This window comes from Moritella sp. 24, assembly GCF_018219155.1.
Classification (GTDB): domain Bacteria; phylum Pseudomonadota; class Gammaproteobacteria; order Enterobacterales; family Moritellaceae; genus Moritella.
The window spans coordinates 1,125,415-1,147,127 of the sequence record NZ_CP056123.1; the positions used below are offsets into that span (position 1 = coordinate 1,125,415).

Annotated in this window: 21 protein-coding genes; 7 read left to right on the forward strand and 14 right to left on the reverse strand. The window is 41.1% G+C overall.

The window, feature by feature from the left end; translation table 11 throughout:
* The first annotated feature begins 32 nt into the window (after positions 1-32).
* Positions 33-1,121, forward strand: a complete 1,089-nt coding sequence (galM, locus tag HWV00_RS05210; protein WP_211685079.1) for a galactose-1-epimerase — start codon at positions 33-35, stop codon at positions 1,119-1,121.
* A gap of 120 nt (positions 1,122-1,241) precedes the next feature.
* Here the strand turns inward: galM and HWV00_RS05215 are convergent, their stop codons facing one another.
* Positions 1,242-2,240, reverse strand: coding sequence for a substrate-binding domain-containing protein (locus HWV00_RS05215; RefSeq protein ID WP_211685080.1), 999 nt, complete (start codon positions 2,238-2,240; stop codon positions 1,242-1,244).
* A gap of 131 nt (positions 2,241-2,371) precedes the next feature.
* Here HWV00_RS05215 and HWV00_RS05220 point away from each other — a divergent pair, with 131 nt between their 5' ends.
* Complete coding sequence (locus tag HWV00_RS05220; RefSeq protein WP_211685081.1) at positions 2,372-2,704, forward strand: tRNA-binding protein; 333 nt, start codon at positions 2,372-2,374, stop codon at positions 2,702-2,704.
* 199 nt (positions 2,705-2,903) lie between these two features.
* Here HWV00_RS05220 and HWV00_RS05225 read toward each other — a convergent pair whose 3' ends face one another.
* From HWV00_RS05225 to HWV00_RS05235, 3 genes are all read right to left on the reverse strand, one after another.
* Positions 2,904-5,159, reverse strand: coding sequence for a heavy metal translocating P-type ATPase (locus HWV00_RS05225; protein WP_211685082.1), 2,256 nt, complete (start codon positions 5,157-5,159; stop codon positions 2,904-2,906).
* Positions 5,160-5,564: 405 nt separating this feature from the next.
* Positions 5,565-5,933 carry a cation transporter gene (locus tag HWV00_RS05230; protein ID WP_211685083.1) on the reverse strand — a complete coding sequence of 123 codons (369 nt, stop codon included), beginning with the start codon at positions 5,931-5,933 and terminating at the stop codon, positions 5,565-5,567.
* Positions 5,934-5,983: 50 nt separating this feature from the next.
* The gene (locus HWV00_RS05235) at positions 5,984-6,226 is read right to left on the reverse strand and encodes a hypothetical protein (RefSeq protein ID WP_211685084.1); all 243 of its coding nucleotides are present in this window, start codon (positions 6,224-6,226) and stop codon (positions 5,984-5,986) included.
* A gap of 230 nt (positions 6,227-6,456) precedes the next feature.
* Between HWV00_RS05235 and HWV00_RS05240 the strand changes: the two genes are divergently transcribed.
* From HWV00_RS05240 to HWV00_RS05250, 3 genes are all read left to right on the forward strand, one after another.
* A complete protein-coding gene (locus HWV00_RS05240; protein ID WP_211685085.1) occupies positions 6,457-6,651 on the forward strand; it encodes an SHOCT domain-containing protein in 195 nt (64 codons plus the stop codon).
* Between the two features lie 59 nt (positions 6,652-6,710).
* Positions 6,711-6,938, forward strand: coding sequence for a DUF2933 domain-containing protein (locus tag HWV00_RS05245; protein WP_255554922.1), 228 nt, complete (start codon positions 6,711-6,713; stop codon positions 6,936-6,938).
* 185 nt (positions 6,939-7,123) lie between these two features.
* On the forward strand, positions 7,124-7,318 hold the full coding sequence (locus tag HWV00_RS05250) for a hypothetical protein (RefSeq protein WP_211685086.1): 195 nt from the start codon (positions 7,124-7,126) through the stop codon (positions 7,316-7,318).
* A 116-nt stretch (positions 7,319-7,434) separates the two neighbouring features.
* Here the strand turns inward: HWV00_RS05250 and HWV00_RS05255 are convergent, their stop codons facing one another.
* Positions 7,435-8,775 carry an HAAAP family serine/threonine permease gene (locus HWV00_RS05255; RefSeq protein WP_211685087.1) on the reverse strand — a complete coding sequence of 447 codons (1,341 nt, stop codon included), beginning with the start codon at positions 8,773-8,775 and terminating at the stop codon, positions 7,435-7,437.
* A gap of 934 nt (positions 8,776-9,709) precedes the next feature.
* Between HWV00_RS05255 and HWV00_RS05260 the strand changes: the two genes are divergently transcribed.
* On the forward strand, positions 9,710-11,077 hold the full coding sequence (locus HWV00_RS05260; protein WP_211685088.1) for a sodium-dependent transporter: 1,368 nt from the start codon (positions 9,710-9,712) through the stop codon (positions 11,075-11,077).
* 125 nt (positions 11,078-11,202) lie between these two features.
* Here the strand turns inward: HWV00_RS05260 and ybaK are convergent, their stop codons facing one another.
* The 9 genes from ybaK to HWV00_RS05305 all read right to left on the reverse strand — a co-directional run bounded on the left by ybaK (position 11,203) and on the right by HWV00_RS05305 (position 20,720).
* On the reverse strand, positions 11,203-11,673 hold the full coding sequence (gene ybaK / locus HWV00_RS05265) for a Cys-tRNA(Pro) deacylase (RefSeq protein WP_211685089.1): 471 nt from the start codon (positions 11,671-11,673) through the stop codon (positions 11,203-11,205).
* A 7-nt stretch (positions 11,674-11,680) separates the two neighbouring features.
* A complete protein-coding gene (locus tag HWV00_RS05270) occupies positions 11,681-13,597 on the reverse strand; it encodes a monovalent cation:proton antiporter-2 (CPA2) family protein (protein ID WP_255554923.1) in 1,917 nt (638 codons plus the stop codon).
* Positions 13,598-13,774: 177 nt separating this feature from the next.
* Complete coding sequence (trpA, locus tag HWV00_RS05275; RefSeq protein WP_211685090.1) at positions 13,775-14,617, reverse strand: tryptophan synthase subunit alpha; 843 nt, start codon at positions 14,615-14,617, stop codon at positions 13,775-13,777.
* Positions 14,617-15,807, reverse strand: coding sequence for a tryptophan synthase subunit beta (gene trpB, locus HWV00_RS05280; protein ID WP_211685091.1), 1,191 nt, complete (start codon positions 15,805-15,807; stop codon positions 14,617-14,619). The genes trpA and trpB overlap by 1 nt, the downstream gene beginning before the upstream one ends.
* Positions 15,808-15,818: 11 nt before the next feature.
* Positions 15,819-17,207, reverse strand: coding sequence for a bifunctional indole-3-glycerol-phosphate synthase TrpC/phosphoribosylanthranilate isomerase TrpF (trpCF, locus tag HWV00_RS05285; protein WP_211685092.1), 1,389 nt, complete (start codon positions 17,205-17,207; stop codon positions 15,819-15,821).
* A 40-nt stretch (positions 17,208-17,247) separates the two neighbouring features.
* A complete protein-coding gene (gene trpD / locus HWV00_RS05290; protein WP_211685093.1) occupies positions 17,248-18,270 on the reverse strand; it encodes an anthranilate phosphoribosyltransferase in 1,023 nt (340 codons plus the stop codon).
* Between the two features lie 24 nt (positions 18,271-18,294).
* Positions 18,295-18,879 carry an aminodeoxychorismate/anthranilate synthase component II gene (locus HWV00_RS05295; protein ID WP_211685094.1) on the reverse strand — a complete coding sequence of 195 codons (585 nt, stop codon included), beginning with the start codon at positions 18,877-18,879 and terminating at the stop codon, positions 18,295-18,297.
* Positions 18,880-18,889: 10 nt separating this feature from the next.
* Complete coding sequence (locus HWV00_RS05300; protein WP_211685095.1) at positions 18,890-20,524, reverse strand: anthranilate synthase component 1; 1,635 nt, start codon at positions 20,522-20,524, stop codon at positions 18,890-18,892.
* Positions 20,499-20,720: a hypothetical protein gene (locus HWV00_RS05305; RefSeq protein ID WP_211685096.1), complete on the reverse strand. Its 222-nt coding sequence runs from the start codon at positions 20,718-20,720 to the stop codon at positions 20,499-20,501. Before HWV00_RS05305 ends, HWV00_RS05300 begins: the two co-directional genes overlap by 26 nt.
* Before the next feature lie 150 nt (positions 20,721-20,870).
* Between HWV00_RS05305 and HWV00_RS05310 the strand changes: the two genes are divergently transcribed.
* Positions 20,871-21,713 (forward strand): PHP domain-containing protein, encoded by an 843-nt coding sequence (locus tag HWV00_RS05310; protein ID WP_211685097.1) that lies wholly within the window; start codon positions 20,871-20,873, stop codon positions 21,711-21,713.

Consider the following 21,713-nt stretch of genomic DNA (forward strand, 5'->3'; position numbering starts at 1 on the left):
TCTGTGGTATAGGCATAGGTATAGGTATAGGTATGATGATTGAACAATCAAGTTTGTTCGACAGCATGACAGCAGAGGCGGCTTTTGATGGTCGTCCAGCCCAGTTGTTTGAACTGATAAATAAGAGTGGTATGCGTATCGTCTTAATGGATATTGGCGGTGCATGGTTAAGCTGTAAAGTCCCCGTAGACGGTGCATTGCGAGAGGTACTGCTTGGTCAACATAATATGGCAGACTTTCAACAGCAGCAAAGTTATATGGGCGTGACGGTCGGGCGTGTTGCTAACCGTATCAATAAAGGTCAATTTTCTATTGGTGATGTTGATTATCAAGTCGACATAAATCAAGCCGGTAATACCTTGCATGGTGGCCCGATTGGTTTCGATAAACGTCGCTGGACAGTGATTAATCCATGTGAACACACCGCAGAAGGTATTCAAGAAAATAGTGTTGAATTTGAACTCGTTTCACCCGATGGCGATCAAGGTTTTCCGGGAGAGCTAACGGTTCGAGTCAAATACCAGCTTACTGATAATAATGAAGTCGTGATCAGTTATAGTGGCAATACAACGCAAGCAACGCCGATTAATTTGACCAACCATGCTTATTTTAACTTGTTGGGCGCTGATAATCGCCAGCAAGCTTTAGGACATAGCTTAACAGTGAATAGTGATGCCTTTTTACCAATTGATGCAGTTGGTATTCCAACGGGTGAACTACAACAAGTTGCAGGCAGTCATTTCGATTTCAATACAGCGAAAGTCATCGAACAAGACTTTATGCAAGATAGTCATCAGCAAGCGGCGAAAGGTTATGATCATGCATTTATTTTAAAGAAAGCATGTATCACTGGTGAGCGGGCTGCGCGTTTAACTGCACCTGATAATACAATGACGTTAGATGTGTTTACCACGAAACCTGCGATGCAGTTGTATACAGGAAACTGGTTAGCTGGCACACCTGATCGTATCGGTGGTGAATATCAAGACTATGCGGGTGTTGCGTTAGAAACTCAGTTTTTACCTGATGCCATTAACAACCCGCATTGGGATCACCCAAGTACGATCCTGCAACCGACAGAAACTTATCAGCACCGAACGTGTTATCAGTTTACTGTTTAACATTCTGTTTTGTAGGTGTTGATTACGTAAAGAAGTATTAATAACGTAAGTAATAAAAAAGGTTAACTATTAGGTTAATCTTTTTATTTATTGGTCATACTATTTGGTTTAATCGCCACATTATTGTTGTTTTACAGACAATCGCTCTACTAATGTCCCTTCAAATATCTGCCCTTTAATGTCGCTATTATCTCCCTTGGCAAGTGCTAATGATAATTCTGCGGCTTGCTTTGCCATGTGTTGAATAGGGTAGTCAATCGTGCTCAGTTTTGGATGAAGATATTTGGCTATCAGGCCGTTATCAAACCCCATAAGAGAAATCTCACTTGGTACTGTGATGTTGTTTTTTTCGAGTGCAGATAATGCTCCCGCAGCCATATAATCGTTATAACAAACCACGGCTGTAATCGGTAGGTTGCGTGATAATAGTGTGTTCATGCCCATCTCACCACCTTCATCTGTCGGTTGTGCTGCAATCATATAATCTTGATTTGGGGTGATATTATTGCGGGTTAACGCGTGAAGATAGCCTGCTTTACGATCATGAGAATCGTCAATATCATGGGATGAATTAATATAAGCAATATGTTGATGACCCTGCTCAAGCAAGTACCTTGTTGCGAGTTCGGCACCATGCTGATTATCGAGGGCAATGCAGCGATCTGCTATTTCAGGTATATGGCGGTTAATGAGAACTAAGCCGGGAACTTCTTCTGCAAATTGAATCAGCTCTTGATTACTCAGTCCCTTTGAGTGAATAACAAGGGAGTCACAGCGGTTATTAATTAATAATTCCAGTGCTTCTTTTTCTATTTTTGCATCGTGGTAGCCATTACCAATCAGTAAATGCTTTTTATTGGCTTGTGCGACACTGTCTACAGCTTTGATCAGACCGCCAAAAAAAGGATCGGCCACATCACCCACCATAACACCGATTGTATTGGTACTTTGATTTACCAGCGCACGCGCATTGGCGTTAGGGCGGTAGCTTAGTTGTTTCATTGCCGCATTAACTGAAGTAATCGCTGCTTTGCTTGCTTTCGGTGATTTGTTGACGACTCTGGAAACCGTGGCAACTGATACGCCAGCTGCTTTTGCTACATCTTTAATCGTTGCCATAATGGTGTTTTTAATCCTTTAATTTGATCTGGTTAAAACTTTAGTAAATGTTTTACTTACTTTGCTTGAACAATAACACAGTGCTGATAATGTAAACGTTAACACTAAATTGGAATTAAGGATAAAGTAAAATGGAAACAATTGCATACGGTGATTTTGCAAAATTAGATATTCGTGTCGGAAATATCACAGACGTTAAACGTCATGACAATGCGGATAAGCTGTATATTGTGCAAATTGATGTTGGTGAGCAGAGCCTACAGACAGTAACCAGCCTAGTCCCTTATTACACAGAAGCTGAGTTATTGGGTAAACAAGTCGTGGTTTTATGCAACCTTGCTAAAGCTAAAATGCGTGGCGAAACGTCAGAGTGTATGTTGCTGTGTGCAGAGACTGAAGATGAATCAGAAAGTGTATTGCTGGCACCTGAGCGTTTAATGTCAGCGGGTATTAAGGTCGTTTAATCCTGTATTGTTGCAATAAAACTAAGATACAAAAATGCCCATCAGTAATATATTGATGGGCATTTTTGTCATTATTTATTTTTCGGTTAACTCTGCCGCGTTGGTAGGTTTGTAAATCCAAAACCACCAAACAATGAATGCAATTAGCCCTAATCCTAACGTGTTTATAAGTATCATATTAAGCTCTCTTTTCTAAGTTCTAGTGATTTTGTGGTTTAAATAAACGTAATCTATTTGCATTCATCACAACGGTTAATGATGATAAGGCCATTGCCGCACCTGCGACTACTGGGCTAAGTAATAGACCAAAGAATGGGTAGAGCACGCCCGCTGCAATCGGTACACCTGCAGCGTTATAAACGAAAGCACCAACAAGATTTTGTTTAATATTTCTTAGCGTTACTTTACTGACTGCGATGGCATCGGCCAGACCATGAAGCGAACCGCGCATTAAGGTAATATCCGCGCTTTCAATCGCGACATCTGTTCCGGTGCCGATGGCAAATCCGACGTTTGCGAGTGCTAATGCAGGTGCGTCGTTGATGCCATCGCCAGTCATACCAACGATTTCGTCCTGACTTTGTAACTCTGCTACCTTATTCGATTTATCTTCAGGTAGTACTTCAGCGACGAATTCAGTGATCCCAACTTGTTTTGCAACAGCTTGGGCTGTCGCTCTGTTATCACCGGTTAACATAATCACGCGAATACCATTGTTTTGAAGACGTTTTATCGCTGATATAGAATCTTTTTTGATTGGGTCGGATACCGCGATAATCGCACTCAGTTTATTATCAACCGCGAGATACATAGGTGTTTTTGCATCGTTAGCAAGCTCTTGTGCTGTTTCTATGTATTTATCAAGGTTTATTCTATTTTCAGTCATGAGCTTTTCATTACCGAAAAGTAACTGCTGTCCTTTAAAGTCCGCTTTAATGCCGCGGCCTGAAATAGCCTCGAAATTATTCACGTCTTCTAAGCTAAGGTTACGCTCTGTGGCTGAATCAACAATCGCTTGCGCTAAAGGGTGCTCAGAACTTTGTTCAATGTTGGCGGCAATATTTAATATAGCGTCTTCGGTATAGATGTTATTTGTGACTACAATATCGGTCACTTTTGGTGATCCTTCGGTAATAGTGCCTGTTTTATCCAAAATCATTGTTGTAATCTTTGATGCTGTTTGCAGTGCTTCGCCATTACGGATAAGAACACCGGCTTCAGCTGCCTTGCCAATCCCAACCATGACAGACATAGGTGTCGCTAAGCCAAGTGCGCAAGGGCAAGCAATAATAAGTACAGTACTGGCTGATATAATGGCAAATGCAACAGCAGAGTCAGGGCCAAAGTTAAGCCATACCAATGCGCTGACAACTGAAATGATCATAATCGCAGGTACAAAGTATGCCGATATCACATCAGCTAAACGACCAATCGGTGGTTTAGAGTTTTGCGCTTTTTTAACCATATTGATGATTTGTGCTAGCGCCGTGTCTTTCCCAATTCGGGTCGCTTTGAATAATATTGACCCCGACTTATTGATTGTCCCTGCAATGATTTCATCGTCAATTCGCTTTTCAACAGGCATTGGCTCGCCAGTTAGCATCGACTCATCGATTGAGGTATCCCCTTGAATGACGGTGCCATCCACAGGTACTTTTTCTCCGGGTCTAACACGTAATACATCGTCAAAAACCACATCTTCAATCGGAATATCTATTTCTTTATTGTCACGAATAACGCGAGCTGTTTTGGCTTGTAAGCCGATTAAGCGTTTGATAGCGTCACTGGTTCGGCCTCTGGCTTTCACTTCTAATGCTAGGCCTAAGTTAATTAAACCGATTATCATCGCACTTGCTTCAAAGTAAACATGGCGTGCCATTTCGGGGATGATAAATGGGAAAAGAACAACGACCATGGAGTAAAGCCAAGCGGTGCCGGTACCTAATGCAATTAAGGTGTCCATATTGGCGTTATGATTAACAAAGGATTTCCAGGCGCCGATAAAGAAGTGTTTACCAGAGAAATACATGATGCCTGCACACAACAGACCGATGAATAACCAAATACCACGTTCCAAAGTGGTATCGACGGTCATTGGCCCCCCGAGCAGACTATAAATCATAAGGGGAACACCCAGAGTAAGGGCGATTGTTACCTGTTTTAATAACAGGCGATAATATGTTTGATCCGCGGCTTCTTTCTCATCCAATAATTGTTCATCTGTTGCATCACTTGTGCTTTTTGCGTCATAACCTAACGACTGAATTTTTTTAATTAGCGTGTCAGGGCTAACGTTTCCTGTTACTGAAACGGTTCTTAGTGCGAAGTTCATTTGTGCACTTTCAACACCATTAATTGTTTTTAGTGCTTCTTCTATTTTACCAACACAACTTGCGCAGCTAGCGCCTTCTACAACTAACTCATGACAATTGAGACTGTCTTTGGGCTTATTCATTAGCAGTATCCTTTTATGTGATTTAAATATTGTTCGCTTATTTAGCGAGTTAAATTCATGGATTAAGTTAAGAGTAACCATTACCCTAACCGTAAGGTCAATCTTGTTTGGCATTTAATTGAATATATCGAAATAAAGGCTTAAATATGCGGAACGGAATAATTGAAAGTGGGAGGGGGAGATATAGTGGTAAACGTTAGCATTGCATGAAAGCTAATTTAGAGTGTGGCGAAAAGAAGACAGGAAAATTAATACTAGAGATAGTACTAGAGATAGTAGTAGGGATAGTACTCGGTCATAATTGCTTATCTTTAATATGGCTAAACTTAAGATAAGCAATTATAGATATTTTGAATGACGCTTGAATAGGCAAATAGGGTGGTCTGTATCATTTTTATTTTGAGATCATTTGGGTTTATTTATTGTGGTTCTTAATGGTGGTTTGTGACAGCATATTGCTGTGTGTTCTGCATTGTCTTTGACATTTTGATCGACAAATTTGTAGAAACTCTGTTTGGTATGAGTCCACCAATCGTCGTGAATATCAGTCCCATGTTTTCGAATAATGTCTTCAATATCGTCTAAACAAAGATTACTGGCATCGTAGGCGAGGTATATTTTATTTTCTTCATCCTTATATGATACGTCATCAATTCCAGTGAGCTGATCTATTTCATTGATAAGCTCATTACGATTGACTACATTACTTAAACGCAGATTACGAGTGACGAGATTAGCTTCATTGACGTCAGGTCTATGCTGTAAGTTGTTCATTTCATTATCCTCATATTAACATTTATTCATTAGTCGTAATTTCAATCTCCTTAATTGTGTTTCATTTCCTGCATCTTCATCATTGATTTTGGATCTTCCATTGCATTCATCATTTTTGCTTTTACTTGTGGATCTGCCATTTTCGTCATCATTTCTTGATGGGTGTCAGAGCATGGCATTTCTGTTATCGATTGCGTGTGGGTGTTTTCTTTAATTGGCATGTTTACATTAGCAAGCGCTAGAGTCGGGATTGCAATGAGTGCAGCTGTAACAATAAGAATTGAGCGTTTCATATTTTCACCTTTATGAGTTGTGTTGTTTATTTAGTTAACGAGATAAAGATTAACTATTACCCTAGCTGTAAGGTAAAGCTTTTGTGGTAATTAAATTAATTTAAAAATATTCAAGAAATAAGCTTTACCTTACAGCTAAGGTAAAGCTTATCGTTTGTCTCAAGGTCAAACCTGAAACAGGTAATTGGTAGCAGGTAGCAGTAATATATTTAAACTTTTGGAGGTTACATATGTTTGGTTTTCATGAATTTAATTGGTTAATGCCTATTTCAATGGCGATATTTTGGGGATTAATTTTCTATGTCTTATTTTCTGGTTTAGAGAAGAAGGTGGGTGTGGAGTCACCCGTTGATATCGCAAAGCGACGGTTCGCTAATGGTGATATCACTGCTGAAGAGTTAGATGAAATAAAGAAAAAACTGTAGGCGCCTCGGCCATATATCCGACGTTAGCTAAAAATTGAAATTATAAAAGGTGAAAAATTATGAAAATGAATAAACTGTGTAAATTGATGTTAGTGCTGTGTCTAGGTTTGCCGTTAGCTTATTTTGCTTTCGTGGGGAATATATCACTTGTGGCGATAGGCAGTAGTTTACTTGTACCGCTCGTTCTATGTGTGGTGATGATGTTCTTTATGATGAAAATGATGGGCTGTGACAGTAAGAAAGAAAAAGATGATCAAAGTAAAGATGTTGAACGCGATAAGCATTAACGACGTGATGAAATACCGATACAGAAGCTGGTGCGGCAGGTCACTGGTTTCGTTCACTATTTAATTTGGTTTTAGTTTTAAAATATTATTGACCTTACGGTTAAGGAAAACCTTAATCTTTGTATCAAGTCAAGTTTGCTACAAAGTATCTAGCAGCTAGCGTCAATTTTTGGAGTGGAATATATATGTTTGGTTTTTATGCGTTTAATTCGGTCATGCCTATTTCAATAGCGGTATTTTGGGGGGTAATTATTTACCTTTTATTTTCTACTATAGATAAACAAGTGGGCGTTGAGTCGTCTACTGATATTGCCACTCGAGAATTTGCCGACAGTGACGCTAGTGTTGAAGAGTTAGATGATATAAAGAAAAAATCGTAGGCATTGAGTTCTAGAATAATTAAGTGATACATAAAACCCAGATACAAAAAAACCGGCGAGGTGACTCGCCGGTTTTGTTCGTTTAACTGTTACTTACAGTACTTTTTACTTACGGTTTAGAATGAACCGTAGATTACTGAAGTGATAGCCATTAGACCACAGATAGTAACGAAGATGTTTGCTGCTTTAGAGCTACCATATTTTTGCATCGCAGGTACTTTCTTGATTGCGTACATTGGCATTAGGAACAAGATAGCTGCAATCATTGGTGCGCCAATTGTTTCGATAAGACCTAGTACACTTGGGTTGATAATCGCTACAGCCCATGTAGTTAGTACGATGAATACGATAGAGAATTTATTAATGTTACCTTCAGATGCTTTTGGTGCAACTTGCTTAACTAGACCGTTTAGACCTTCTTGAGCACCTAAGTAGTGACCGAAGTAGCTAGACGTAATCGCTGCGAATGCTACGAAAGGACCAAAGTATTGAATTAATACTGAGTCATGTACGTTTGCAAGGTAAGACAGGATTGAGATGTTTTGTGCCTTCGCTTCTGCTAGTTGCTCTGGTGATAGTGATAACACACAAGAGAATACGAATAGCATTACGAAACCAAGTAGCATTTGACCAGCACGTTTACAGATAAGGTCAGTTTTTTGTACTGCGTTGTCACCGTAAGTTGCACGTTGTGCTTTAGCAAACTGGCTGATTACTGGAGAGTGGTTGAATGAGAACACAATCAGTGGAATCGATAACCAGATAGCTGGTAAGAAAGATGATGCTTCAGGTACCACTGTGATCATACTTGTATTCCAGCTTGGAATTAAGAATAGTGATAAACCGAATAAGATGAATACTAGTGGGTAAACTAATGCAGATGTTGCTTTAAGCATTAACTCTTTACCGAATAGAATCAGTGCAGTCATTGCTAAAATTAGACCACCAGATAGTAACCAACGTGGGATACCGCTTACTTTATCCATTAATTGAACACCCGCTTCATTAAGCATTGGTGCGCCATCAGCCGCTAGGCGTGGGATTTCAGTGAAAATATCAAGTTGGTTAACAATGAAGCTTTCAAATGTATTTGTAATACCAACACCGTAGATTAATACGATAGGGTAGATAGCAAAGAAGTAAGCAAATGTAATTAATTTTGCAGCGCCTTTACCAAAATGTTCTTCAACAACATCAGTGATGTCTGCATTTGGATTTTTTGATGATAGAACGAAACGAGCAAGTGATCTATGCGCTAACCACGTCATTGGACCTGCAAGCAATGCTAGAGCTACTAATGGCCAAAAACCACCTAAGCCTGCTTTAATAGGTAAGAATAAAACACCAGCACCTACTGCTGTGCCGAATAAACTTAATACCCATGTTGTGTCTGCTGCGTTCCATTTAGCAGCGTTCGTAGTGCTGTCCTTAATCGTTTTAGTTGCTTGCTCTGACATATCGTTTCACCTGTTTATTTTTGTGCTTAATCTCAACTGCTGCATAGGATAATGATCTGAGTATTATTTAAAGTGATGCAGATCTCTTTTTGGCTCTGAACCTAAAAAATAACCCGTATTTATCAAAATAATTTGATGTTTTACGTGTTTTTTATTAACAATAGTTATATTAGTATATTTATTAACCTTGTGATTGTATTTGTGCTGTGTTTTGCTTGTCTGAAGTGTTTCTGGAGTGTTTTATCCTGTGGTATTGGTGGTGTTCAGTTGAATGCTTGTTCCTATAAAGTTTGATAAAGTACGATTATAGCCATTTGTGGGTAGTTTTGTGATTTTTAACAATTTGGTATCATTTTTTTATGGATGTAGATCACACTAGTAATCATGGGGCTCAACTATATTTGAGCGCTGGTTTTGAGACTTTCATTACAAAATTGGATTAAATGCCTAGTTTTGAGTACTTAATTAGTGGTGTTATCGAGTTTTCAGCGGTTATTTCTTTATTTATAGTGTATTGACGCTGAAATATCATCGAGAAGTTGATTGTGCTGAAAATCGATATTTATTAGTTCAGACATCAAACCTTCTCTATTTATAGACTGGATTTTAAAATGCACTAAATGATGAGGATAATGTATTCAGAAAGATATTAAGTATAAATAGTAACCAGTTGATTTGATCACGTAAGTAAACAGGAGTTATTTTTTATTTTAATGCTTTAGCAGGGTCTACCATTATTAGTGTGTGACCTCATTGTTTTAGCAATTTAATTTCAACGTAGGTTTAATTTGTAGCTTTTGATTGCTTGAATTGTATGAATGTTGGTTTTAAAACCTATCTTTTATGTAATTTTATAGTTTTTAATTGTTGCCTTTACTGTTTTTTTAGGTATAAATCCTTTATTAATTGGATTTAGCAAACATGGTACGGATAAATGGCAGCAATACAGAATAATGATGGGGCATCTCGAGGACATTTTGGTTCGCGTTTTGGTTTTATAATGGCGGCGGCAGGCTCTGCTGTTGGTGTTGGTAATATTTGGGGTTTCCCTACGCAAGCTGCAAGTAATGGTGGTGGCGCCTTTTTAATGGTGTACATGTTCCTGATCTTCTTATTGGGTTATCCAATGTTAGTTGCGGAGCTAATGGTTGGTCGTCACGGCCAAACTAATCCAGCTGACGCGATGGCTAAATTAGGTCGTTCACCTGCGACTAAAATGGTTGGTAGCTTGATTGGTCTTGCTTCTATTATCTGTGCTGCAATGATCTTCAGCTTCTACGCTGTGCTTTCTGGCTGGTTCGTGAGTAACACGCTAGCGCCGATTGCTACTATGGTAGGTGCTGATGAAGCAAGCCGTTGGTTAATTGATTTCTCGCTATCGCGTAATATCGTATTTACCTTAGTATTTGCATTGATGTGTGTTTACGTTATTCAAAAAGGCGTACAAGACGGTATTGAAAAATGGTCGAAGCGTCTAATGCCACTATTGTTCGCTATCTTGATTGCGAGTGTTATTTATATCTTGTTCCAACCAGGTGCAAGTGAAGGTGTTAAAGCGTTATTCACTGTCGATTTTGAAAAAGTAATGCACCCAGATGTGATCATTGGTGCACTTGGTCAGACATTCTTCTCGTTATCGATCGGTACGGGCGCAATGATGATCTACGGTTCATACCTTAAATCAAATGAAAACATCAGTAAGCTAGCGGTACACGTAACCTTTATGGATACAGGTGTAGCCTTCTTAGCTGCAATGTTAATCTTACCTGCTATGTATGTTGCTAAGCATAATGGTGTGACGATTTTTGATGCGGACGGTAACTTACTTAGTTCTGACACATTAGTGTTTACAGTATTACCTGCATTGTTTGCGACGATGGGTGCTGCAGAGCATGTTGTTGCGATTATCTTCTTTGCTCTTATGTCTGTTGCAGCATTAACGTCGGCAATGTCAGTCGTTGAAGTACCAACGAGTTATATTGTGGATAAAACGTCAATGCCACGTAAGAAAGTAACTTGGATTGTGGGCGCAGCGTTAACGCTATTAGCAATGTCTGTTGTGAGTAACTTCGACTTTATGTTTGGCTTTATGATTAAGCTAGCGACTGAAATCACACAACCGCTTGTATGCTTAGGTTTAGCAATCTTTGTTGGTTGGGTATGGAATCGTAATAACCTATTGGCTGAGATTAAAGGCCAAGACGGCGCAGACGCAGATGGTATTTTCTGGAAAGTATGGCCTGTTTATGTGAAATTCGTTTGTCCTGCTTTAATCATCGTATTAATTAGCACAACACTTTAATAGAAAATCAGTATCTAAATGTGTAAGCATATTTAGGACTGACAGAGAGTGTAAAAAGGCCCTGTAGCGCAATCTACTGGGCCTTTAGTTTTTTATGTTAGCACGTTTATACTCGTCGATAATCGTTACTCACTACTAATCGTAGCAAACTCGGCATTGGTTAGTTGTTTTAGATCTAACGGGCTTAGTTCAATCTCTAAGCCGCGACGACCCGCACTGACATAGATAGTCTCATGTGCTTGTGCTGAGCTATCAATGACAGTGAGTAAGCGTTTCTTTTGTCCCAACGGACTGACTCCACCAAGCACGTAACCCGTTGAGCGCATGACATCGTTCTTATCTGCCATCACCGCTTTTTTAGCTTTTGCTGCTTTAGCAATCGCTTTTAAATTCAACATTGCAGTCACAGGTACAACGGCAACCACGAGTTTTTTATCTCCGACATCAACCACTAGCGTTTTGAATATACGTTCAGCTGCCACTGCCATTTTTTCTGCGGCTTCTAAACCGTAAGATTCTGCACTTGAATCATGTTTATATTCATGAGTTTTATGCGTTATTTTTGCTTTTTTAGCGAGTTTTACTGCCGGAGTCATGCGCTTATTATGCCTTATTTGGTTCGTTGTGGATTCCCGAATCGTTACTTTCGGTTGTTTCAGTAGAGACTGATGTGGCTGATTTATCCTTTTTCATGACATCCGCTAAGCTATCTTCAAGTTGTAAATAGAGATCGCGATAAGCGGTATTAAATTTATCGTCTTCACTATTATTCAACCATGTTTGATAAAGCGTGTCCTTACTGTGTTTTTCAACTTCTTTGAACGTAAGCTTAACGTCTTTTGCTTGTTGTTCACTGTATCCAAGATTGATCAATGCGTGAGAACCTAGGATTAATGCCGAATGATAGGTTTCACTGACAACATGATCTGCCCCTGCATGGCGTAATGAATAGCCGTGACCACGATCGTAAGCGCGGGCAAGCACTTTTACTTGCGGATAATGGTGTTTGATATAACGCACTAAATCAACTGCTCTGGCTTTGTCATCAATCGCGACGATGAATAAACTGGCGTTCGCGATGCCTGCTGTTTCCAGTAAGCTTGGTTGGGTTGCATCACCGAAGTAACTTTTCATATTAAATGAGCGAACACCTTGGATCATATTCACGTCGTGATCCAGCACTACTGTCTTAACACCGTTAGCGACTAATAAACGGTTAACGATTTGGCCAAAGCGACCAATACCCGCGACAATCACATCCCCGTGTTCTTCAATATCATCATTTTCTTGTTGATTTGTTTTACCCATGTAACGCGGCAAGATCACGCGTTCGTAGAATATGAATAACGCAGGTGTTAGGAACATCGACAGGGCAACGGACAATGATAATGTCTGCGCGAGGTCAACAGGTAACACATGGTTGTTAACGGTAAAGCCAAGTAGTACAAAGCCGAATTCACCTGCTTGCGCCAAACTCAGCGCCAATAGCCAACGGTCGCTACCTTTGATTTTAAATATCAGCGTTAAAATTAACAGCACTGATGCTTTTACTAGCATTAAACCAAGGGTGATAGCAAAGATAGTCGTGGTTTCGCTAAATAAGACTGTGAAGTCGATGCCTGCGCCAACAGTCATAAAGAACAAGCCTAATAGCAAACCTTTAAAAGGTTCGATGGTGGCTTCAAGCTGATGTCTAAATTCACTGGTTGCCAGTACCACACCCGCGAGGAATGCACCAAGGGCAGGGGACAAGCCGACTAAATTCATGATTGCAGCGATGCCTATCACGAGCATTAGTGATGTGGCAGTGAAGATCTCGTTCACTTTCGAGCTAGCGACAAACTTAAACAGTGGGCGACTTAAATAATGGCCGCCGACAATTACGCCTGTGATAGCAACAATGATCACTAACGCATAATAAATACCTGAGATGTTTGCGACTAATGATAATTCTTCATGTTGTGCACTGGCTGCTTGCACTGCATTTTGTGCTTGTTCAACCAATTCTGGTATCGCTAATAATGGGATTAACGCGAGCATTGGGATCACGGCAATATCTTGGAACAGCAATACTGAAAACGCAGACCGTGCCCCTTCGGTTTTAGTTAGGCCTTTTTCATTAAAGGTCTGCAACACGATTGCAGTAGAGGAAAGAGAGAACACTAGCCCTATGGTGAGGGCGAGTCCCCAGTCTAAACCAAGCGCAAGGCAGATAGCCATGACACCTGCAGTACTCAAACCAACCTGTAGTCCACCTAAGCCAATAAGGCGGTGGCGCATGTCCCACAACATACGAGGTTCAAGCTCTAAACCAACTAAAAATAGCATCATGACAACACCAAACTCAGCAAAATGCTGAATTGTTGCGGTTTCACTGCCGACTAAGCCAATAACGGGGCCGATAATAACACCTGCAATTAAATAACCGAGTACTGAACCTAGCCCGAGGCGTTTGGCAATGGGTACTGCGATAACGGCTGCAAACAGATAAATGAATGCTTGAATGAAATAACCTGTCATGGTGCTTCCTTGTTCCTAAAAGTTTTAATTTTTGATATGAATCGTAGAGTCGTAATCATGTGGCATGAAAAAAGCCCCAGTACGCTTATATTATGGTATTTGTAATAGTCATAATAATAGGCACTAAGGGCTTAATCGGTAAAGCTTTATATATTTATCTTCTATTGCGTAACAATATTAAGCGCGTGTCGCTGCTTTCATTGGCGTTACAAATTCAGATAATTCTTGTAGCATTTGTGCATTATCATTCAGGTTTTTCTCGATGATATTTACAATGGCAGAACCTGAAATTGCGCCTGCTGCACCGGCCGCTACAGCTTGCTTAACTTGCTCTGGAGATGAAATACCAAAACCAAGTAAACACGGTGCGGCATTAAACGACTTTAGTTTTTCCAATAATGGACCCACTGGCATTTCTGCTTTCGTTTCTGCGCCTGTTACCCCCGCACGGCTAAGTAGGTAAGTATAACCAGAACCTTGTTCTGCAACTTGTTTCAGTGTTGCGTCATCAGCATTTGGCGGTGCAATGTAGATACTTTCGATACCTACTTTGTCGCCAGCTTCTTTAAACTGCTGGCCGTATTGTACTGGTACGTCGGCAATCAATAATGAATCAACGCCAGCCGCTGCCGCTTTCGCCATAAACTTATCAGTGCCATTACCGTATACAAGGTTTGCATACAAGAGTAGGCCGATTGGCATTTGTGGGTATTTAGCACGGATCTCTGTCAGCATTTCAAAACAGATATCTGGATTGATGCCTGCATTTAATGCGCGAGACGTCGCTTTTTGGATTGTAGGACCATCAGCCACTGGATCTGAGAATGGAATCCCCAGTTCTAACGCATCTGCGCCTGCTGCAATCAATGTTTCGATGATAGCCATTGATTGTTCACGGTTTGGATCGCCAATCGTTACAAATGGTACGAAAGCGCCTTCATTTTTTTCTGCTAGCGCTGCAAAAGCTTGTTGATAACGTCCCGCTATATTGCTCACTACATTTCCCGTTACATTACTCATTATAATGCTCCTTCACCTTCAAGAATATCGGCAACGGTGAAGATATCTTTATCGCCACGTCCTGATAAGTTAACCACTAAAATTTGTTCTTTATCCATATCCTGCTTCATCATCTGTATTGCATAAGCTAATGCATGAGATGATTCTAGCGCAGGGATGATCCCTTCTTGTGATGATAATAACTGGAATGACGCCAGTGCTTCTTCATCGGTTACAGAAGGATATTCAGCGCGACCAGATGTATACAAGTGTGCATGCTGAGGGCCCACCGATGGGAAATCAAGTCCCGCAGATACAGAGTATGACTCTTGGATCTGACCGTAGGTATCTTGCATCAATAGTGAGTGCATGCCAAAGAAAATACCATTAGTACCTTCAGCAATTGGCGCGCCATGTTCACCAGAAGCAATGCCTTTACCTGCAGGTTCAACACCGTACAGTTTTACGCTTTCTTCTTCGATAAAGTCGTTGAACATACCAATCGCGTTCGAACCACCGCCAACACACGCAATCACTGCATCGGGTAAGCGACCTTCTGCTTTTAAGATTTGTTGTTTCGCTTCTTCACCAATCATTTTTTGGAATTCACGCACAATCGTTGGGAATGGGTGAGGACCTGCCGCAGTACCCAATAGGTAATGGGCATTTTCGTAGTTTGCAGACCAGTCGCGTAATGCTTCATTGCAGGCATCTTTTAATGTACCCGCACCTGAATCAACGCCAATAACTTCAGCACCCATTAACTTCATGCGGAATACGTTTGGCTTTTGGCGTTCCATGTCTTTTACACCCATGTAGATGCGACATTTTAGACCCAGCAACGCACACGCTAGCGCTGATGCAGTACCGTGTTGACCTGCGCCTGTTTCAGCGATGATCTCTGTTTTACCCATGCGTTTAGCCAGCAGTGCTTGACCAAGTACTTGGTTAGTTTTGTGCGCACCACCGTGTAATAGATCTTCACGCTTTAGGTAAATTTTTGTTTTTGAGCCTTTAGTAATGTTACGGCATAACGTCAACGGTGTTGGACGGCCTGCGTATTCATTTAATAGCTGTTGAAATTCTGCTTCAAATTCAGGATCATTTTGTGAATCGATAAATGCATCTTCTAATTGATCTAATGCAGGTATTAAGATTTGCGATACGTATTGGCCGCCGAATTCGCCAAAAAAGGCATTAAGTTTTGCCATGATAAGTTCCTTTAATAATGTCTAAGCGCGCTAAATGCCGCGATAATTTTGTTTGTATCTTTAATACCGGGTGCTGATTCTAATCCTGAGTTTAGATCTAGCCCTAAGCAACCAAGTTTTGCAGCGTCTTGTACGTTGTCAGGCGTTAATCCACCTGCCAGCATGATTTGGCTGCAATCTTCAGGCGTTAGTAATGACCAATCAAATGTCTGTCCTGTACCACCTGATTGGCCCGCAATTTTGCTATCAACTAAATGACGATCAACTTTGGTCTGAGTTAAGTTAGGAGCTTGTTCGTTAACCCCGTGCGCTTTCCAAACTTGAGTATCGTTGTCGAGTAAGACTTTTAGCATCTCAATGTAACTTTCGTCTTCGCTACCGTGTAATTGTACAGCGGCTAAACCTAAATGGTTCGCTAGCTGAGCCACAAGGTATACTTGTTCGTCCACAAATACACCCACATAAGCCAATGGCGCTGCAGCGATTACGTCTTGCGCTGTTGCTAAGTTAACACAACGCGGAGACTTTGGTGCAAAGATAAGGCCGCCATATATCGCGCCTTGTTCATATACCGCTTTCGCATCTTCAGGACGGGTCAGACCGCAGACTTTATTGTCACCTAAAATCAAACGACGGCAAGCTAAATCGACATTGTCCTGTGACATTAATGAACTGCCCACTAAGAAGCCGTTTGCGTAGTTGGCTAAATCGCGAACTTGCTGATTGTTGTAAATGCCAGATTCTGAAATGATAATGCGATCACTTGGTATTTGCGGTGCAATGACTTTCGTTCGATTCAAGTCAATAGACAGGTCACGCAGATCGCGGTTATTAATACCAATCACTTTCGCGTCTAATGCAATCGCGCGTACTAATTCTTCTTCGTTACTGACTTCTGTTAGTACACCCATGTTTAAGCTATGAGCGACTTTTGCTAGCGCAATGTATTCCGCATCATCAAGTACAGAAAGCATCAATAATGTTGCATCTGCTTGGTGTAAACGCGCTAAGTAAATCTGGTATTCATCAATGATGAAGTCTTTACAAATGACGGGTTGAGTGACGATGCTACGTACTTTAGTAACGTATTCAAAATCACCTTGGAAGTATTTTTCATCCGTGAGTACAGAAACGGCTGCTGCATAATTTTTGTAAACACCCGCAATCAAATCTAAATCAAATTCAGGGCGGATTAAGCCTTTTGATGGTGATGCTTTTTTACATTCCAAAATAAACTTGGTTGGTTTACCGGACAGTGCGGCATAAAAATCACGATCTGTTGGTTCTAGTTCAGCAATAAAACTCGCTAGTGGTTGGCTAGCTTTACGCGTAGCAACCCAAGTCACTTTATCGTCTACAATATTTCCGAGAATGGTTTGCTGTAACTCTTGCGTTAACATTTATGCTTCCTTCCTGTTAGATTCGGTTATTAACGGTATGCTAAGCTTGCTGACTTTTGGCTGCTAGTTGGTTAATCAAGGCTAATGCTCGACCATCGTTAATTGCGGCCATGGCTAATGCTGTACCTTGTTTAAAGTCTTCTGCTATTTCTGCTACAACTAATAATGCTGACACGTTAATTGCAACCGCTGCTTGTTGTGCTGCAGTGCCGTGGCCTGATAGCAAGCGTTCGATAATAACTTTGTTTTCTGCTGCATCACCACCGCGTAGTTCGCTGACATCATAGCGTTCCACACCAAAGTCTTCTGGACTTAATGTGAACTCGGTGATCATGCCTCTATTAAGCTCGGCAACTTTTGTTTCACCGTGCAGTGCTACTTCGTCTAAACCACTGCCGTGAACGACTAATGCACGTTGTACGCCCAGTTTATCCATTGTTTCAGCAATTGGACGAATGAGGCTTTCATCATACACACCCATTAACTGTACTTGTGGACGAGTCGGGTTGAGTAGCGGGCCTAATACATTAAAGATGGTGCGTGTTTTTAGTGTCTGGCGTACAGGCATCGCATGGCGAATACCGGCGTGGTATTGTGGTGCGAACAAAAAGCAGATGCCTAATTCATCAAGGCAGGCTTTTGCTTGCTCGGGTGTTTGAGTTAAGTTAATGCCAAACGCTTCAAGCAAGTCTGACGAACCTGATTTGCTTGATACACTGCGGTTGCCATGTTTTGCCATTTTCAATCCACAAGCTGCGGCAACAAATGCTGCGGTTGTTGAAATGTTGATGGTATTCATGTTGTCACCACCCGTACCACAACAGTCGGCATGTAGCTCATCAACTGTTGGGAAAGGGGTTGCCGCAGCCAGTAATGCTTGTGCAGCACCAGCAATTTCATCCGGTTGTTCACCACGTATTTTGAGTGCCGTTAACGCAGATGAAAGTACGATTGGATCCATTTCACCTTGTACTACTTGGGTAAAAAGTACTTCTGATTCTTCGGTTGTCAGTACTTGGTTTGCGTATAACTTATCTAAAATATTTATAATAACTTGTTCCATTGACCTACTCCTTTGGCTTACTACTTACGCTGTTGCCCATGCTAGGGTGTTTTTTAACAGCTCAGCGCCTTCACTGGTTAATATTGATTCTGGGTGAAATTGAAATCCAATTACTTTATCTTCAGGCTGAATAATGGCCATAGGCATACCGTTAAACTCGGCGTTCACGGTCAAACTGCTTGGTACTTGCGTTGCGACTAATGAATGATAGCGTGCCACAGGTAGCGGCTGACTTAAACCAGCAAACATCAGTTTACCGTCATGGTTAATTGCAGATGCCTTTCCGTGCATGATTTCTTCTGCGCGACCAACAACGCCGCCATATTGTTGTACTAAGGCTTGGTGGCCTAAACAAATGCCAATCATTGGATATTGACCTCGGCATAAACGAATTAGTTCCAGCAAACAACCCGCTTCAGAAGGGTTTCCTGGGCCAGGTGAAAGCACGACAATAGGGTTGTTTTCACATTGGTCAATTTGCTGTTTAATCGCTTCGGCACTAATGCTGTTACGGTAAATTTTAACGTCATGGCCTAGGCTGCGGAATTGATCCACTAGGTTGTAAGTAAAAGAGTCAAAATTGTCTAGTAAAAATAAAGTATTGCTCATGTTGCCTCCGTTACTTAGTGCTGTTAGTTGTGTTTGAATTAGCTTCTGCTGCCATTATTGCTGCTAATGACGAGCCCTGTGCGAGTGCCACTGCATTTAATACTGCGGCTGCTTTACTGCGCGTTTCATCTGCTTCAGATTGTGGGTTTGAATCGTAAACAACGCCAGCACCTGCTTGTACGTAAGCAGTGTCGTCTTTTACAAACGCAGAGCGAATAACAATACAAGTATCCATCGTGCCATCACCAGTAAGGTAACCCACAGCACCACCATAACTACCACGGCGTTGCTGTTCAACTTGACGAACGAGTTCAGCTGCGCGAATTTTTGGTGCACCTACTAACGTACCCATATTCATACAGGCCTGATAAGCATGTAAAGCATCAAGATCGTTACGCAGTTTACCTTTTACACGAGACACTAAATGCATCACGTAACTGTAGCGGTCAACGTTTAATAGGTTGGCTACATAACGTGTACCGGGTTGGCTAATACGTGCTACGTCATTACGGGCTAAATCAACTAACATAATATGTTCAGCGGTTTCTTTTTTGTCTTGGCGTAATTCTAATTCGATACGACCATCTAAATCAGGACAGATTGAACCATCGGCACGGAAACCACGACGACGTGTACCTGCAATAGGATAAATTTCAACGTCATTGCTTTGTGCATCGTATTTCAATGCACTTTCTGGTGATGCACCAAATAGCACGAAGTCTGAATCGTTCAGGTAGAACATATACGGGCTTGCGTTAGTCTGCTTGAGCTTTTCATAAGCCGCTAATGAATCTGGGCAAGGCAAGTTAAAGCAACGTGACGGTACAACTTGGAAGATGTCACCTTTACGAATGTAGTCTTTTAAATCTTCTACTGTGGCACAGAATTCACTATCGCTAATATCGACGCTGAGTGTTAGGTCTGCGGTTTTAATTACTGAGTTAGCGGTTAAAACGGTGGTGCATTCTGTTTGAATTCGAGCTAATTTCGCTTCTGTTTCAGTGAGCGCTTTAGCGAAATGCTCGCCACCAAAAACACTACCGATTAATTTTGATTGTTGGGTTTGACGGTCAATCACAATTAAGGTTTCAGCAATATAGAAAACAAAATCAGGGCAGATGTTGGCGCCATCTGGCACGTTTGGTAATTCTTCAACACTCGCGATCATGTCATAGGCAAAACAGCCACCGAGAAATAATGCTTCATGGAATGGTGTTTCTGGCATAACGCGATTGATGATAGTACGCAGTGCATCGAAAGGTGATGATGACTGTAAGCGTGAATCTTCATCAAGACTGTCATCGGTTGGTGCAAATGTTAAGGATAATGCGTTTTGGCTCAGAGAGGTGATAGCATCGCTACCAAGTTGGGTTTTAAATTCATCGGCTAAAAAGGGGAGTACATTTTCGCCATTCAGGGTTAATGCGGTGAACTCCACGGTTCTGCCAAAACAGGCAATCTTAACGGCGGCATCAAGCAAGATTAAACTTTGTAATGCCGTTTTGGTGACGATGTCTGCCGATTCTAATAATAGACTGTTACCGCTTGGGCGATACATGTGGCGATAGAATGCAAGAGGATCGTCAATATGAGGACAATCTTGCTGAATCGAATGTAATTTACCTGGCGCTAATAATTGCGTCATCGCACTTTCCTTGCTGTAGTGAGTCTAAATTTCCAATAAAAAAGCCCGTTTCAATGAAACGGGCTTTAATGTTTGTTATTTTTTGTAGATTTACATTTACTGCAGATATCACAAAATCACATGCCCGTTTAATGAGGGATGTGCCACCACCAACTAATTGTTTGGTTTGTAATATTTTGCATTGCGTCTGAGCCATAAAGTTATCTAATTAAGTTAAATTTAGGCTGTTAGGCCTATTATTGTCAATACATTTATTAATTTTTGTTTGAAATTGTTAAATAAAACTTATACTAGGGCCTTATTGTTTCTTTTTTGACTTTCTTACCGCTGGATACGCACTATTTTTATGATTTACGATCTACATTCTCATACCACAGCTTCTGACGGTTCTTTAAGTCCAGCTGAATTAGTCCAACGTGCGGTTGAAAATCGTGTTGATGTACTGGCAATCACAGACCACGACACGATTGATGGCTTACAAGAAGGGCACGATACTATTGCAGAGCTTAGCTTACCGCTGACGCTTGTTAATGGTGTTGAAGTTTCAACGAATTGGCAAAACCATGAAATTCATGTTGTTGGCTTGAATGTCGACATTACAAATCCTGAATTACAGGCATTCTTAGCCGATCAACGTAATAAAAGGGAAGAGCGCGCAATTGAAATGGGTAACCGTTTAGCCAAAGCACGCATTCCTAACGCGTATGAAGGCGCAAAAGCACTGGCTGGTGATGCGAGTATTACCCGCAGCCATTTTGCTAAATACTTAGTTGAACAAGGTATCGAAAATACGTTTCAAAATGTATTTAAACGTTTCTTAGCCAAAGGCAAAACCGGCTATGTGCCACCCAACTGGGCAACAATTGAACAAACGATCGAAATAATTCATCAATCAGGTGGGCAAGCTGTACTGGCCCATCCGCTGCAGTATAAACTATCAACTAAATGGTTTAAAAGATTACTAGCAGCCTTCCAAGAAGCGGGTGGTGATGCCATGGAAGTGGGACAACCACAACAAGGCATTAACGAACGTATATTATTAGCAAGTTATAGCCGTGATTATGCTTTATTAGGGTCTGTTGGTTCTGATTTTCATCGACCAAGCAGCTGGACTGAATTAGGTCGAAATTTATATATTCCCAAAGACTGTACCGCAGTGTGGTCGTCTTGGCCTGAAGCTAAGGAGTAA